We start from the raw sequence: 14,183 nt of genomic DNA, 5'->3' as shown, positions 1-14,183 counted from the left end.
TCCCTTACGGAAAGCCGGTGCCGTTCAACCGCCGAGGACACCGACCAGGACCGGGCCCGTCAGCGGCAACAGGAAATTCGACAGGGTGTAGGTGATGGTGTAACCGAGCAGGGGAACCGTCGACTGGGCGACCTGGCTGACCGCCGTGATGGCCGGGGTGGAGCACTGCTGTCCCGCGATGGCGCCGATCAGCAACGGCTTCTCGATCTTCAGCAGCCGCAGGCCGACGACCAGCGAGATCGTCGCCGGAATCAGCACCATGGCGATCCCCGCGAACGGCAGCAGCACGCCGTACTGCTTCAGCAGCGGCCAGGCGTGCGGCCCGGACACCAGGCCCGTGCAGGCGATGAACACGGCCAGACCCATGTCCTTGAGCGTCGACGCCGCCTGGGCGGGAAAGGCCCCGAAGGTCTGCCGCAGGGAACGGAACCAGCCGAAGACCAGCCCCGAGATCAGGCATCCGCCACCCGTGCCCAGGGACAGCGGCACGTCGCCCGCGCGCACCTCGATCTGGCCGAGCAGCGAGCCGACGACGATGCCCAGACCGATGTACACGAAGTCCGCCGCGTCGTTGCGCACCACCGCGCCGATCCGCCGCACCAGCCGGTCGAGCCCGGCCCTCGCCCCGACCAGGGTGAGGACGTCGCCGCGCTCCAGTACCGTCTCGCCGGAGGCCGGCATGTGCTGGTCGTTGCGGACCACCTCGGTGACGTACACCCCGGCCGCGGTGAACTCGGGGTGTCGCGCCCTCATCTCGTCGATGGTCAGTCCCGCCGTGGCCTTCTCCGTGACGGCGACCTGCCGGGTGGCGAGCGGCGTCTCCACCCCCGGAATGCCCGCCGTCTCCTCACCGACGCGCCCGCCGACGTCGATCACCGCCGCCCGGCGGCCGACCACGAGCACCAGGTCCGACCGCGCCAGGCGGAGCTCGGGCTCCACGGGCAGCGTCCTGGGCCCCCTCCGCACCGCCTCCACGGTGACCAGTCCGCCGTCCAGCTCCTGCACGTCCCGCACCCGCATGCCGTCGCCCGACGTCACCCGGAAGGTACGGCCGACCAGGCCGGGCAGCCCGGCCACCTCGTCGCTCTGCAGCGCCGCCTTCCCGCCCTGCATCGACTGCCACAGGCGCCTGGACGCGTCGCGCAGATCGATGCGCAGCATGAGGGGCATGATCTGGCTGCTGTACAGCACGATGGTGATCAGACCGAACAGGTAGCTGACCGTGTACGCCGTCGCGACGTGGCCCTGGTAGCGGTCGATCTGGTCGGGCGACAGCCCCGGCAGCTTGCCGATGGCCTCCGTGGCCGTGCCGACCACCGCCGACTCGGTGGCGGCCCCCGCGAGAATCCCGGAGGCCGTGCCCACGTCCAGGTCGAAGACCTTGGCCAGTCCGAAGGCGATCGACACGACGCAGACCAGCTCGATCAGGCACAGCACACCGAACCGCAGTCCCCGGCGGTTGAGATTGGCGAAGAACTGCGGACCGGCCATGTAGCCGAGGGAGAAGATGAAGAGGGCGAAGAACACCGTCTTGACGTCGTCGGAGACCGTCACCTTCGTCCACGCGCCCACCAGCAGGGCGACGATGAGGGTGCCCGCGATCCCGCCCAGCGTGATGGGGCCCACCCGCAGTTTCCCCAGCAGGTAGCCGGCGGAGAGACAGAGGAAGAGCGCCAGCTCGGGATGGTCCTTGATGATGCCCACGTCCCACCCCCGTCGTCCACCGCGTCCCTGTGCGTGTGACAGGCATCCCTGCCGGTGACAGCCTCTTCCGCCCGGCCCGCCTCCACCACGGGGACGCGGCCGGTCGGGTGCGGCTTCACCCGTCCCGGGCACGGGCAGGGGGCCGTTCGGACGTCACCCCGCGCCCTCCCGGAGGGGCCGCTGCAGGTGAACGCCGCCGGGGACCTCGAGCCCGCCGCGGTCGAGCGCCGCCGTGGTCCGCAGGCGGCTCAGCAGGTCCTCCCCGGCCGCCTCGGGCGCCGCGCCGTCCCAGCGGCCGAGGGGCACGCTGCCGAGGCGGAAGCCCTGCGGGTCCAGCAGGTGCCCCGCCAGCTTGACCGGCCACAGGGTCACCGCCCGGTCGACGACCGTCAGCCCGGGGAACGGCGCCAGCAGTCGCGACTCGAACGCGTGCAGGTCCTCGACCGAGCGCAGCCAGGCCGCGAACAGCAGGTTGTGCGGACCCGTCAGCGAGGCGCACAGCCGGATCTCCCGCATCGCCGACACATGGGCCGCGATGTGCGCCGTGGCGTCGGGCGGGCCCGAGCACCACAGACTCACGCTCACCGGCCAGCCCGACAGGGCGCGCGCCACCTCGCACCGGAACACCAGCGCCCTCGACGCCTCGAGCCGGCCGAGCCGCCGCCGGACCGTCGTGGCGCTCAGTCCCGTGCGGCGGGCCAGCTCCGCCACGCTCACCCGGGCGTCCGCCGCCAGGGCCCGCACCAGGTCCTCGTCCTCCTGGCGGACCGCCGACCGCCCGGCCCCCGAGCCGGCCTGCCCGGCGTGACCGCCCGAGCCGCCCGCCGCCCGGACCCGGCCCGTCGGCGGCCGGTCCAGCCGCCACCGGCTGCCCTCGCTGTGCAGCGCCGTGGCGATCTGGGTCCGGGCCGCCGCGACGCCCGGCAGGGCGCCGATCCGCCGCCCCACGTACCGGGACAGTTCCGCGAGACCGGTGAACACGCAGGTCAGCAACAGATCCCGGCCGCCCGTGACATGTTCCAGGGTGAACACGTGGTGGTCGGCGGCCAGCTCCGCGGCCACCTCGTCCAGGCGGCCGGGTACGCAGTCGATCTCGATGAAGGCGACGATCAGCCGCAGCCCCTCCAGACTCACCGGGTAGCAGCTGAACCACGCGTGACCCGCCCGGGTCAGGCGCGCCCAGCGCCGCGCCACCGTGGACGGGTCGACACCGAGAGCCGCCCCCACCTCGCTCCACTCCGCCCGGGGACTGCCCTGCAGCATCGTCACCAGCCGCAGGTCCAGCTCGTCGAGGGCGACGGACGGGGTGCCGGGCGGTGCGACGGGCAGGGTGGCGGATTCCTGCGGGAAACCTGCGAACATCGGTGGATCCTGGCGTGGGAGCGGGAGAACGGCGAGTAGACCGCACCCTACCGCCATGATCTCCTTGACCGACGCCGAGGCCCACGCCGACGACCTGCGCGCGCTGCGCCGCACCCTGCACCGCGACCCCGAACTCGGCCTGGACCTGCCCCGCACCCAGGCGACCGTCCTCGCCGCCCTGGAGGGCCTGCCGCTGGAGACGACCACCGGCACCGCCCTCAGCTCCGTCACCGCCGTCCTGCGGGGCGGCCGGCCCGGACCCGCCGTGCTCCTCCGCGCCGACATGGACGCGCTGCCCGTCCAGGAACACAGCACCGAGCCCTACGCCTCCCGCCGCCCGGGCGTGATGCACGCCTGCGGGCACGACCTGCACGTGGCCGCGCTGGTCGGCGCCGCCCGGCTGCTCTCCGCGGCCCGCGCCGACCTGGCGGGCGACGTCGTCCTCATGTTCCAGCCCGGCGAGGAGGGCCACGGCGGCGCCCGGCTGATGCTCGACGAGGGCGTCCTGGACGCCGCCGGATCGCGCGTGGTCGCCGCCTACGCGCTGCACGTCCTCGCCAACACGCTGCCCGCGGGTCTCGTCGCCACCCGCCCCGGCCCCGTCCTCGCCGCCTCGGACGGCTTCGACGTGACCGTCACCGGCCGCGGCGGCCACGGATCGGCCCCGCACAGCGCCGCCGATCCGGTGACGGCGGCCTGTGAGATGGTCCTCGCCCTCCAGACGATGATCACCCGCACCGTCGACGTCTTCGATCCCGCCGTCCTCACCGTCGGCTCGCTGCACGCGGGCGAGGCCCGCAACGTGATCCCCGGGACCGCCACCTTCCAGGCCACCGTCCGCACCCTCTCCGAGCCGGTCCGCGCACAGGTCCGCGCGAACGTGCTGCGCACCCTCCGGGGCATCGCCGACGCGCACGGCGTGCGCGTCGACATCGACTACCAGGACGGCTACCCGGTGACCGTGAACGACGAGGCGGAGACCGACTTCGCCGTCTCCGTCGCCCGCGAGGTCGTCGGCGGCCCGGGCGTGTTCGTCGCACCGCGGCCCATCTCGGGCTCCGAGGACTTCGCCTTCGTCCTCCAGCAGGTGCCCGGCGCCTTCCTCGGCCTCGGCGCCTGCCCCGCGGACCGCGATCCCGTCACCGCGCCGATGAACCACGCGCCCGACGCGGCGTTCGACGACGGGGTCCTCCCGGCGGCCGCCGCGCTGCTCGCGGGCCTGGCGGCCCGCCGACTGGAGCGGGCGGCGACGGACGGGGCGGCGGTGCTCGAGCCGTGACCGACACCGTCGAGCCAGGCACTCCGCACGCACCGCGCACACCGCACGCACCGCACGTACCGCGCACACCCGCCGAGCCGTCCGAGCGCGCCGAGCCCGCCGGGCCGACCGAGCCCGCCGGGCCGACTGGGCCGCCCGAGCCCGCCGGGCCGTCCGGGCCGTCCGGGCCGACCGGCCCGCCGGCCTCCGGCCGGTCGGTGTCCGCGGTCGTCGGTGTCCTGGTGCTCTTCGAGGTCATGAGCGGCTTCGCGCAGATGGGCATCACCCCGCTGCTGCCCGAACTCGGTGCCGCCTACGGCCTCCAGGACTCGGCCGTCAACCTGGTGCACTCCGTGCAGCTGCTGGCGGCGGCCGTCAGCGTGCCGCTCTTCGGCCGCCTGGGCGACCTGTACGGCCACCGCCGCATGCTGCGGCTGGCGCTGGGGTGCGTGGCGGCGGGCTCCCTGCTCGTCGCGCTGTCGCCGAACGCCGCCCTGCTGTGGACGGGCAGAGCGCTGCAGGGGCCCCTCGCCGCGCTGCTGCCGCTGGAGATCGCCCTGGTCCGGGGCCGTCTCTCGGTGCCCGACGCCCGCCGGGCCATCGCCCGCCTGGTCGGGGCGCTGACCGTCGGCGGTCTCCTGGGCGCCGCGGTGATGGGCGTGGCGGCGGAGGCCCTGGGCGGCGTGCGCACGGCGCTGCTGGTTCCCGCGGCGCTCGCGGTGCTCTGCGTGCCGCTGTCCTTCCTCGCGGTGCCCGAATCGAGGACGCCACGGGCCGCACGCATGGACTGGGCCGGTTTCGCCCTGCTCGCGCTGGGGGCCAGCGCTCTGCTCGCGTCCCTCTCGGCGCTGGAGCACGGGGGCGGGGCCGGGCCGTGGGTGCCGGCCGGCCTGGCCGCCGGCACGGTGCTGCTCGTCCTGTGGTGCGTGGTCGAGTCGCGCACCGCCGATCCGATGGTCGACGTGCGGGCGCTCGTCGACCGCCGCACCGGGCCCTTCTACCTCGCGGCGGCCGCGTTCGGCGTCGTGTACTTCGCCGCCCAGGCGCCGGACACCACCTTCCTGGCGGCCGAACCCGGCAGCGCGGGGTACGGCTTCGGCCTCACCTCCGCACAGATCTCGCTGGTCCTGCTGCCCGCCATCGTGGCGGCGGTCGTCGGCTCGGTCGTCACCGTGCCGCTCGCCCGACGCATCGGCTACCGGCGCGCGCTGGCGTGGGCCTACGGGCTCGTCGCGGTGAGCTTCTGCTGGCTGGCGCTGCGGCACGGCTCGGTGGGGGAGATCGTGGCGTCGAAGATCGTCGCGGGACTGGGGCTGGGCATCGCCCTGAGCGCCATGCCCACGGTGGTCGTCGAGGCGGCCGATCCCGACCGCAGCGGCATCGCGACCGCGCTGTACAACAACGTCAAGACGTTCGGCGGCGCGATGGCCGGCGGGGTGATGGCCGCGGTGATGGCGGCCTCGGCCCGGGCCGGCACCGCGGCCGAGGGCGTTCCCGGCGAGGCCGCCTACGTCGGGGTGTGGCTGGCGTGCGCGCTGTGCGCGGCCGTGGGCGCGGCCACCGCCCTCTTCGCCCGCCGCACGGAGACGGGTGTGATCATGCGGGCATGACATCCGGACGCATCATCTTCCTCAACGGCACCTCCAGTTCGGGCAAGTCGAGCATCGCCCGGGAGCTCCTGGACATCCTCGAGGACGGCGTCTACTTCCACCTGGCGGTCGACAGCTTCAACGCGATGCGCACCAAACGGGAACTCGGGGCGGAGGAACTGGACGCCGCGCTGCGGCGGACCAGGATGGGCTTCCACCGGTCGATCGCGGCCATGGCCGAGGTGGGCAACGACCTCGTCGTCGACCACGTGCTGAGCGAGCCGTGGCGACTGCTCGACTGCCTGGCGGTCCTGCCGCCCGAGGACGTGCTGTTCGTCGGCGTCCGCTGCCCGCTGGACGAACTCGTCCGCCGCGAGCAGGCCCGAGGAGACCGCCCCTCGGGCCTCGCCGCGTACCAGTACGACCTCGTGCACGCGCACGGCGACTACGACCTGGAGTGCGACACCGGCACGGCGACCCCGCGCGCATGCGCCCAGCGCATCAAGGAAGCCCTCCCGCACCGCACCGGCCCCACCGCCTTCACCCGCCTCCGCCGCCGTCACCTGCCGGGTGGCACGCCGCCGGCGCCGGGCCCCGCCACGTCGGCGGGACCCGGCCGGGCCGAGGGTCCTATCCGCAGCTCTGCCCGTTGAGGGCGAAGGCCTTCGCGCCCACGGGCGTCCCGGTGCCCTGGAAGCCGAACGAGGCGGTGCCGCCCGCCGGGACGCTGCCGTTGTGCGCGGCGTTGGTCACCGTGACGTCGGCCCCGGACTGGGTGGCGGTGGCGTTCCAGGCGCTGGTGATCCGTTCACCGCCCTGGAAGGTGAAGCCCAGCTTCCAGCCGCCGGTGATCGCCGTCGTCCCGGTGTTCCTCACCACGACCTCGGCGGTGAAGCCGCTGCCCCAGGAGCTGCCGACCTTGTACGTCACCGAGCACGGACCGCTCGGCGTCGGAGTGGGCGTGGGGGTAGGGGTGGGCGTGGGAGTCGGCGTCGGGCCGGGCGTGGGCGTCGTCCCGTCCGGGGTCGCGCCCCACTGCTTGGCCGCGCCCTCCATCAGCACGATGTTCGCCGCGTCGACGGGCGTGCTGCCGGCGGCGGTGGGGACGCCCTGGTACGACCAGTCGTTCGCCGGGTTCCAGGCGCCGGCGGAGGCGATCCGGAACTGGACCTCCTTGCGGTACGCCGACTGGCCCGCCGGGGCGATCACCGTGTCCGAGCAGTCCACGGTCACGTAGTACACGTCGTCCTTGAACTGCGTGGGCCCGCTGATCCTGCCGCACTGGTTGTAGTTGGTGGTCAGGGTGATCCGGTCGGGCGTGACGCCGTCCTCGAGGGTGAAGTAGTACCGCAGCGAGGCGTCGTTCAGCGCCCGCGCCGGCCAGGCCGACTTGTTGACCAGGTACGCCTTGATCTCCGTGAAGCCGGGGCCGGTCGCGTTCACCGAGGCCTGCACCGACATCTCGGGCCCGTCCGGCTTCTCCGCCGGCGGGAAGCTCGCGAGCGGCGCACCGCCGTACTCCGCGTAGAGGCGGGCCAGCGCACCGGTGAAGGCCGCGTTGTAGTCGGTGGCGACCTCGTTGTTGGTGTAGTTGGACCGGTCGTCGGTGTAGGCGTCGTCCGCGGCGCTCGGACCGCCGACCAGCGCGCCGTACAGCACGTGCCGGCTCTCGGCCGGGCTGGTGATCTGGTCGGTCCAGGACCCGTGCGCGGTCCGGTGGTGCGGCTTGGTGGGCGGGTTGTCCCCGAAGCCGACGACGTAGCTGGACCCGCGCGGGTTGTCGCCGAGCGCGTAGTTGATCTGCCGGACCGCGAAGTCGTGGTAGCGCCGCTTGCGCTCGGCGTCGCCGGTCAGCCAGTCGGAGTAGGAGAGGGCGACGAACGCGGTGTTGGCCGCGTACCGCAGCGAACCCCAGCTGTCGAGGACGGCCTGCCCGCCGGGCGAGTACTTCACCCGCTGGCCGTTCACCCCGCTCGTCCACCAGTCCAGCCAGCGGTTGGCGTCGTCGACGTACCGCTGCTTGCCGGTCAGCTGGGCGAGCAGCACGTAGGCGCCGTAGGAGGTGTCGTCCCAGGAGATCGTCCACCGGTAGGAGCGGGTGGAGGTCTGCGGCTCGGTGGAGAGGTTGGCGTAGTACGTCTCCGCCTTGGCCAGGTAGGAGGCGTCGCCGGTGGCCTTGTGGAGCCAGACCGCGCCCCAGACCAGCTCGTCGTGGTAGCCGCTCCAGGACTTGTAGTACGCCTGCGCGTCGGTGATGCAGTCGCTGTACTTGCCCCGGTAGGTGTCGGCGAAGGTGTAGAGCTGCTTGGCGTGGGTGAGCAGCTTGTCCGCGTACGCCGGGTCGGAGTCGCGGAAGACCATGGACGACGCGGCCATGGCGGCGGCGGTCTCGCCCGCGAGGTCGGAGCCGGGGCAGGAGGCGTCGATCCTGTACGCCGGCCGGGCCATCGGCATGACCTCGGCGGGGCCCCACCACTTGTGGTCGTCCGCGCCGTTGCCGACCTGGCCGTAGAGGACGTTCGGCGAGGGGTGCGCCTTGACGAAGTAGTCGTTGACGAAACGCAGGTTGTTCCGCAGGTGCTCGAGCTGGCCGGAGGAGGCGTAGGCGGCCTTCTGCTCGATGCCGCCCCAGGCGAGCATCGTCGCCGAGTACGCCATGGGCAGCCCGAACTTGACGTGGTCACCGGCGTCGTACCAGCCGCCGGTGAGGTCGAGGCCCACGTCCTTGCCGTCGTCCAGGCCCGAGTCCCCGCGCCAGCCGACGCGGTTGAAGTCCGGCAGACGGCCGGACTGCTGGGCCTCGTAGAACAGCAGCGACTTCTGCAGCGCCTCGCCGTAGGCGAAGGCGGGCGCGGCGGAGGCGGAGGACGAGGCCGACAGGGGTAACAGGACGCCGGCGAGGACCACTCCGGCCAGGGCCGTCAGCCCCGCGCGACGCCCTCCCCCAAGCTCTCGGCCTCGCTCGGGCAGGGGGGACCCCCACCCCGCTCGGGCGTCGGGTCCTCGTCTGCGGCGGAACACGGTGGGGAGGCGCAACGGAACGTCCCTTCCGACGTCGGTGGGGCGGGCGGTGGTGGGGAGGACTGCGCACCGGAACTGATGGGAGCGCTCCCATCACCCTCGTTCATCAACCCAGCGGCGCCCGCACCTGTCAACAGCCGTCACACAACCTGATGCGATCCATGGGGCACCGGCGGTCCGGAGGGCACCGGTCCGGCGTCGACCGGGCGGGGGACTGATCCTTCCGCTCAACTTATTGACCGCGTCCCGTGGTTGACCTACCGTCACGGCTGTTCGCATACACGAACATGGTTCACCGGGCTGAATTCTGTTCCGGAGTCGGGAACCGGCCTTCACCACCGCACCAACCCCCACAGGTGCCTGCGGAGGACGCCGCAGGCGGTGAAAGGAATAGCCAGTGCGCACTGAGAAACAGCACGTCAGAAGGCGTGGCGGTCGTGCCGCCGCGGTCTTCGTCGCCGCGGGTTCGCTGCTCGCCGCGGGTTTCACGGCCCTCCTCGCGACCGGCTCGGCCTCGGCGGCACCCGCCTCGGGCTCGTACAGCCTGAAGAACGCGGCGAGCGGTCTGTGTCTGACGGTGCCGGGCGCCGGCACCGCCGCGGGCACACAGCTCACCCAGAGCGCCTGTACCGGAGCCGCGAGCCAGACCTGGAAGCTCACCGCCGCGGGCAGCGGGTACACCCTGACCGCCGCGCACAGCGCCAAGTGCGCCGGTGTGCGGGACGCCTCCACCAGCGCGGGCAAGCCCGTGGAGCAGCAGAACTGCGCCGGCACCACCACCCAGGTGTGGAACCTGACCTCGGTCGGCGGCAACACCTACCGGGTCGTCAACGGCAACGGCGGCAAGTGCCTGAACGTGAAGGACAGCTCGACCGCCTCCGGCGCCCTGATCCAGCAGAACTCCTGCGACTCCGTGTCCAGCAAGAGCTGGACCTTCGCGGCGTCGGGCACCGTCCCCACGGACCCGCCGACCGAGCCGACGAACCCGCCCACCCAGCCGACCGACCCGCCCACCGACCGGCCGGCCTGGCCGACCGCCAACGGCAGCCAGGCGGTCTCGTCGACCATCGAGGTCTCCGGCACGTACGACGGCGGCATGAAGCGCCTGTACGGCAGCGGCGAGCTCGGCAGCGGCGGTCAGGACGAGGACCAGCCCCCGATGATCAGGCTGGCGGACGGCGCCACCCTGCAGAACGTCATCCTCGGCGCCCCGGCCGCCGACGGCGTGCACTGCGCGGGCGCCTGCACCCTCAAGAACGTCTGGTGGGAGGACGTGGGCGAGGACGCCGCGACCTTCCGCGGCGGCTCCACCTCGACCGTCCGCACCATCGACGGCGGTGGCGCGAAGCTGGCCGAGGACAAGGTGTTCCAGCACAACGGCGTCGGCACCCTGGTCGTGAAGAACTTCCAGGTCGACGACTTCGGCAAGCTGGTCCGTTCCTGCGGCAACTGCTCCACGCAGAACGCCCGCCACATCCAGCTGCAGAACATCTGGGCGACCGCCCCGGGCACCAGCCTGGTCGGCATCAACACCAACTACGGCGACACGGCGCGGATCTCGGACGTCACGATCTACGAGGACGGCGACCGCGACATGGACATCTGCACCAAGTACCGGGGCACCACGAGCGGTGAGCCGAGCGAGATCGGCTCGGGTGCGGACGGCACCCACTGCATCTACTCCGCGTCGGAGATCACCTACGTCGACTGATCCGCGGAGCGCCCGTCCGGGCCCGCCCCTCCCCGCCGGGAGGGGCGGGCCCTCCGCGTTCAGCCGGTCCCGGTGACCTTGCCGTCGGCGACCTCGGCGGGGCAGTGCGTGAAGCGGTGGACGGTCCGGGGATTCAGCCGGTAACCGGGGCGGCCCTGGAGGACGGCCGTGTCCGGCAGGCCGAGCGCGGCGCAGGCGTCGAGGCCGGTACGGGCCAGGCGGTCGCGCAGCGCGGCAGCCGTGCCGACCAGCGCGCCCGGCTTCACCCGGACCCGGTAGCCGCGCGGCATCCGGTGCCAGTTCTCGTACGCCGTGAGGTGAACGTTGCGGGCCGCCGAGGCCCGTGGCCGACCGTGCCCGTGCTGTGCGTCGTCGCCTCCGCACTTCTCACCTACCTCGCGGAGTGCGCCTTCCACGGATCCTTCGACCCGGTCACCCTGGCGCTCGTCTGCGCGCCGATCGCCGTCGCCCTCGGGTACGTGCGGGCGTCCGCGCCCGCGGAGCCCGCCGCTGCCGCCTCGGCGCGATAGGCGCTGGGGCTTCGGCCCTTGTGGCGTTTGAAGGCGGCGCTGAAGCCGAAGGCGTCGGCGTACCCGACGGACCTGGCGATCTGCGCCATGCCGAGGTCGGTGTCGGACAGCAGCGCCTCGGCCTCCGCCATACGGCATTCGGTGACGTAGGCGAGGGGAGGGCGGCCCATCAGCTGGGTGAAGCGCCTGGCGAACAACGCCCGGGAGACGCCGGCCCGGGCGGCCAGGGAGGCCACCGTCCAGGGGTCGGCGGGCCGGTCGTGGAAGGCCTGCAGCGCGGGCGCGAGGACCGGGTCGGCGAGCCCCCGGTACCAACTGGGCGCGTCGGCGCCCGCCCTGTCGAACCAGCAGCGCAACGTGCACACCAGGGCCCAGTCGAGGAGCCGGTCCATCAGCGCCTGCGAACCCGCCGACAGGCGGGCGGCGTCGGCGGCGGCCGTCTCCAGCCAGGCACAGACCTCGGCGTCCTCCTCGACCACCAGCACGGGCGGCAGGGCACGCAGCAGCCGCTCGTGGCGGTGGCCCGAGGCGCGGTAGGCGCCCACGATCAACGCCGTCGCCTCCTCCGCGTCGTCGCCCCACCGGATGCCCTCGAGTTCCTGGCCACCGCACTCGGGATCATCGGTCCAGCAGCTGATCTCGTACGCCACGTGGGAACTGTCCGGCGTGGCGGGGTGGTCGACGAGGTGGAACGGTCCGGGCCCGCGCACGAGGGCGGTGTGACCCGAGCCGATCGCCCGTTGCGTTCCGTCAGGCAGCAGCAGGACGCCCCCGCCCCGCAGCACGCTGATCATGGTGAGCGGCGCGTTGTCGGCGAAGCGGACGGCCCAGGGCACCGTGAGGACGACGTGACTGACGACCGACCCCTCGGCCCGAATCCCGCTCAGCAGCGAACTCAAAGGATCCATACACGCACGGTAGACGATCGAGCATGTTTCGGAGCGGTTCTCCCATGGATCATCCACGCCATCACGGTTGAACTGGACCCACACAACAAAGCGAACCGATCCGAGTCCCTTGGGGAGACGCCGTGACGCAGCACCACAGCCGTGCCAGGACAGCCCTCGTCGTCGTCGCGCACCACCGCACCGATTCCCTCACCGCGCACACGGCCCGCCGTGCCGTCGCACAGCTCGAGACCGCCGGCTACCGCGTCGACCTGCTCGACCTGCACGCCGAGGGGTTCGACCCGCGGATGACCGTGGCGGACCAGCCGGACTGGGGCAACCGGGAGAAGCGGTACTCGGAGGAGGTGCACACCCACATGCGGCGCATCCTCGACGCCGATGCCGTCGTCGCCGTCTTCCCGGTGTACTGGCAGGGCGTGCCCGCCATCCTCAAGGGCTGGATCGACCGCGTCTGGAACTACGGGTTCGCCTACGGCCGCAGCAAGCCCCGGCTCGCCGGCAAGCGCATCCTGTGGCTGGGCCTGGCCGGCGCCCCCGCCGACGACCCGATCACCGAGGGCATGCGGACCTTCCTCGAAACCAGCCTCAACGAGGGCATCGCCTACTACTGCGGCTTCGCCCGCTCCACCGTCGGCCTGCTCACCGACGCGGAGGAACGCCCCCAGAGGGTCGATGCCGACGGCAACCTGCTCGTCGGCGACGCGGTCACGGGCGCGGAGCGAGAGGCGCAGTACACGGCGTTCGACAGGCGTACGCGGGAGTTCGTCGAGGCGTTCATCGCCGAGGAACTCGTGGCGGTGTGACGCCCGGGGAGGCACGCGGGCGGGGTGGCACGCGGGCGGGGTGGCACGGGGTGGCACCCCGCCCGCGCGCCTCCCCACCGTCGGACACCGGACCAAAGGGACCGGAAGGTAGCATCGGTCCCATGCGCCTCTGAACCCGAAGTCCCCCATGCCCGGCAGCCAGCCGCACCCCGCACCGCCGAACCCACGGCCGCGGGTGCCCCGGCCCTGCCCCGACCGGCATGTCGTGACCAGCAGGCGCGCCCTCCCCCCCCCGCTGTTCGGGGCACGGACCTCCCTCCCGCCCCCTCACCACGTGGCCGCGGGAGTCCGGCCGACGCCTGCCCGCACGACACCCGGTACTCCTCCTGGCACCGACACAGCAAGGAAGCAGTCCCCGTGTTCGAACAGCTCGCGGCCGTCAATGCCCGCCCCGCCCTCTACGCGACCACCACGACCCCCGAGCTCTGGAGCGACCCCCACATCTCCCGGAAGATGCTCGCCGCCCACCTCGACCCGGACATCGACCTGTCCTCGTACCGCACCGCCTACCTCGAACGGGCGGTGGACTGGATGACCGACCACTTCGGCATCGGCGAGGGCCGTCGCGTCGCCGACTTCGGCTGCGGTCCCGGCCTGTACACCACCCGCCTCGCGCGCACGGGCGCCGAGGTCACCGGCCTCGACCTCTCGACCCGGTCCCTCGACCACGCCCGGACACTGGCCGCGGCCGAGAACCTCCCCGCCCGCCACCTGCGCCAGGACTACCTCACCTACCGCGAGGCGGTCCGCTACGACCTGATCATCATGATCATGCGCGACTACTGCGCCCTGGCCCCCGACAGCCGGGCCGCACTGCTCCGCACCGTCCACGACCACCTCGGCCCCGGCGGTTCCTTCGTCTTCGACGTCGACTCCGCCGCGGCCTTCGCCGACGTGACCGAGCAGGCCTCCTACGCCCCCTCCCTCATGGACGGCTTCTGGTCCGACCGGCCCTACTTCGGCTTCCACAACACCTACCGCTACGAACGGGAGCGGGTCTCCCTCGACAAGTACGAGATCGTCGAGGCCGAGCGGCACCGCGTCTTCTACAACTGGGTCCGCTACTTCACCCCGGACGAACTGACCGCCGAACTCCGCGCCGCCGGCTTCACCGACGTACGCGTCCTCGGCGACCTCACCGGCGCCCCCTACGACAGCCGCGCACCCCACTTCACCGTCCACGCCGCCCTCGGCGCCCACACCGCTTGACGAGACCATCGGGGAGGGCGAGGGACGGCCTGCGGCCCCTTGTCGCGGAGCTGTGCTGTTCGGGGAA

Annotated in this window: 10 protein-coding genes and 2 pseudogenes; 7 read left to right on the top strand and 5 right to left on the bottom strand. The window is 72.8% G+C overall.

What is annotated here, in order from left to right:
• Nucleotides 1-24 precede the first annotated feature (24 nt).
• Complete coding sequence (gene aspT / locus ACWD3O_RS28905) at nucleotides 25-1,704, bottom strand: aspartate-alanine antiporter (RefSeq protein ID WP_451417941.1); 1,680 nt, start codon at nucleotides 1,702-1,704, stop codon at nucleotides 25-27.
• A gap of 153 nt (nucleotides 1,705-1,857) precedes the next feature.
• On the bottom strand, nucleotides 1,858-3,066 hold the full coding sequence (locus ACWD3O_RS28900) for an Lrp/AsnC family transcriptional regulator (RefSeq protein ID WP_451417940.1): 1,209 nt from the start codon (nucleotides 3,064-3,066) through the stop codon (nucleotides 1,858-1,860).
• A 55-nt stretch (nucleotides 3,067-3,121) separates the two neighbouring features.
• On the opposite strand from ACWD3O_RS28900, the gene ACWD3O_RS28895 reads away from it, so the two are divergent.
• From ACWD3O_RS28895 to ACWD3O_RS28885, 3 genes are all read left to right on the top strand, one after another.
• Nucleotides 3,122-4,345: a M20 metallopeptidase family protein gene (locus ACWD3O_RS28895; protein ID WP_451412911.1), complete on the top strand. Its 1,224-nt coding sequence runs from the start codon at nucleotides 3,122-3,124 to the stop codon at nucleotides 4,343-4,345.
• A 197-nt stretch (nucleotides 4,346-4,542) separates the two neighbouring features.
• Nucleotides 4,543-5,934 carry an MFS transporter gene (locus tag ACWD3O_RS28890; RefSeq protein ID WP_451417939.1) on the top strand — a complete coding sequence of 464 codons (1,392 nt, stop codon included), beginning with the start codon at nucleotides 4,543-4,545 and terminating at the stop codon, nucleotides 5,932-5,934.
• Nucleotides 5,931-6,566, top strand: a complete 636-nt coding sequence (locus ACWD3O_RS28885) for a chloramphenicol phosphotransferase CPT family protein (RefSeq protein WP_451417938.1) — start codon at nucleotides 5,931-5,933, stop codon at nucleotides 6,564-6,566. The genes ACWD3O_RS28890 and ACWD3O_RS28885 overlap by 4 nt, the downstream gene beginning before the upstream one ends.
• Here the strand turns inward: ACWD3O_RS28885 and ACWD3O_RS28880 are convergent.
• Nucleotides 6,544-8,820: a glycoside hydrolase family 9 protein gene (locus ACWD3O_RS28880; RefSeq protein WP_451417937.1), complete on the bottom strand. Its 2,277-nt coding sequence runs from the start codon at nucleotides 8,818-8,820 to the stop codon at nucleotides 6,544-6,546. The two genes, ACWD3O_RS28885 and ACWD3O_RS28880, sit on opposite strands and share 23 nt — an antisense overlap.
• A 511-nt stretch (nucleotides 8,821-9,331) precedes the next feature.
• Between ACWD3O_RS28880 and ACWD3O_RS28875 the strand changes: the two are divergent.
• A pseudogene (locus ACWD3O_RS28875) lies at nucleotides 9,332-9,874 on the top strand (RICIN domain-containing protein); the annotation flags it as partial.
• 126 nt (nucleotides 9,875-10,000) lie between these two features.
• Nucleotides 10,001-10,645, top strand: coding sequence for a pectate lyase (locus ACWD3O_RS28870; RefSeq protein WP_451417949.1), 645 nt, complete (start codon nucleotides 10,001-10,003; stop codon nucleotides 10,643-10,645).
• Nucleotides 10,646-10,704: 59 nt separating this feature from the next.
• Here the strand turns inward: ACWD3O_RS28870 and ACWD3O_RS28865 are convergent, their stop codons facing one another.
• Both ACWD3O_RS28865 and ACWD3O_RS28860 read right to left on the bottom strand, forming a co-directional pair.
• A complete protein-coding gene (locus tag ACWD3O_RS28865; RefSeq protein ID WP_451417936.1) occupies nucleotides 10,705-11,061 on the bottom strand; it encodes a hypothetical protein in 357 nt (118 codons plus the stop codon).
• A 92-nt stretch (nucleotides 11,062-11,153) separates the two neighbouring features.
• Nucleotides 11,154-12,083 (bottom strand): annotated as a pseudogene (locus ACWD3O_RS28860) (AraC family transcriptional regulator); the annotation flags it as partial.
• Between the two features lie 122 nt (nucleotides 12,084-12,205).
• Between ACWD3O_RS28860 and ACWD3O_RS28855 the strand changes: the two are divergent.
• Nucleotides 12,206-12,886: an NAD(P)H oxidoreductase gene (locus ACWD3O_RS28855; protein WP_451412920.1), complete on the top strand. Its 681-nt coding sequence runs from the start codon at nucleotides 12,206-12,208 to the stop codon at nucleotides 12,884-12,886.
• 378 nt (nucleotides 12,887-13,264) lie between these two features.
• On the top strand, nucleotides 13,265-14,116 hold the full coding sequence (locus ACWD3O_RS28850; protein WP_451417935.1) for an SAM-dependent methyltransferase: 852 nt from the start codon (nucleotides 13,265-13,267) through the stop codon (nucleotides 14,114-14,116).
• Nucleotides 14,117-14,183 lie beyond the last annotated feature (67 nt).

The sequence above is a fragment of the Streptomyces sp. NPDC002640 genome, from assembly GCF_053592575.1.
This window is presented reverse-complemented; position numbering and strand designations above follow the sequence as displayed.

Coding starts and splice junctions, on each gene's coding strand:
- ACWD3O_RS28900 (WP_451417940.1), bottom strand. CDS start 3,066: ATGTTCGCAGGTTTCCCGCAGGAATCCGCCACCCTGCCCGTCGCACCG.
- ACWD3O_RS28895 (WP_451412911.1), top strand. CDS start 3,122: ATGATCTCCTTGACCGACGCCGAGGCCCACGCCGACGACCTGCGCGCG.
- ACWD3O_RS28885 (WP_451417938.1), top strand. CDS start 5,931: ATGACATCCGGACGCATCATCTTCCTCAACGGCACCTCCAGTTCGGGC.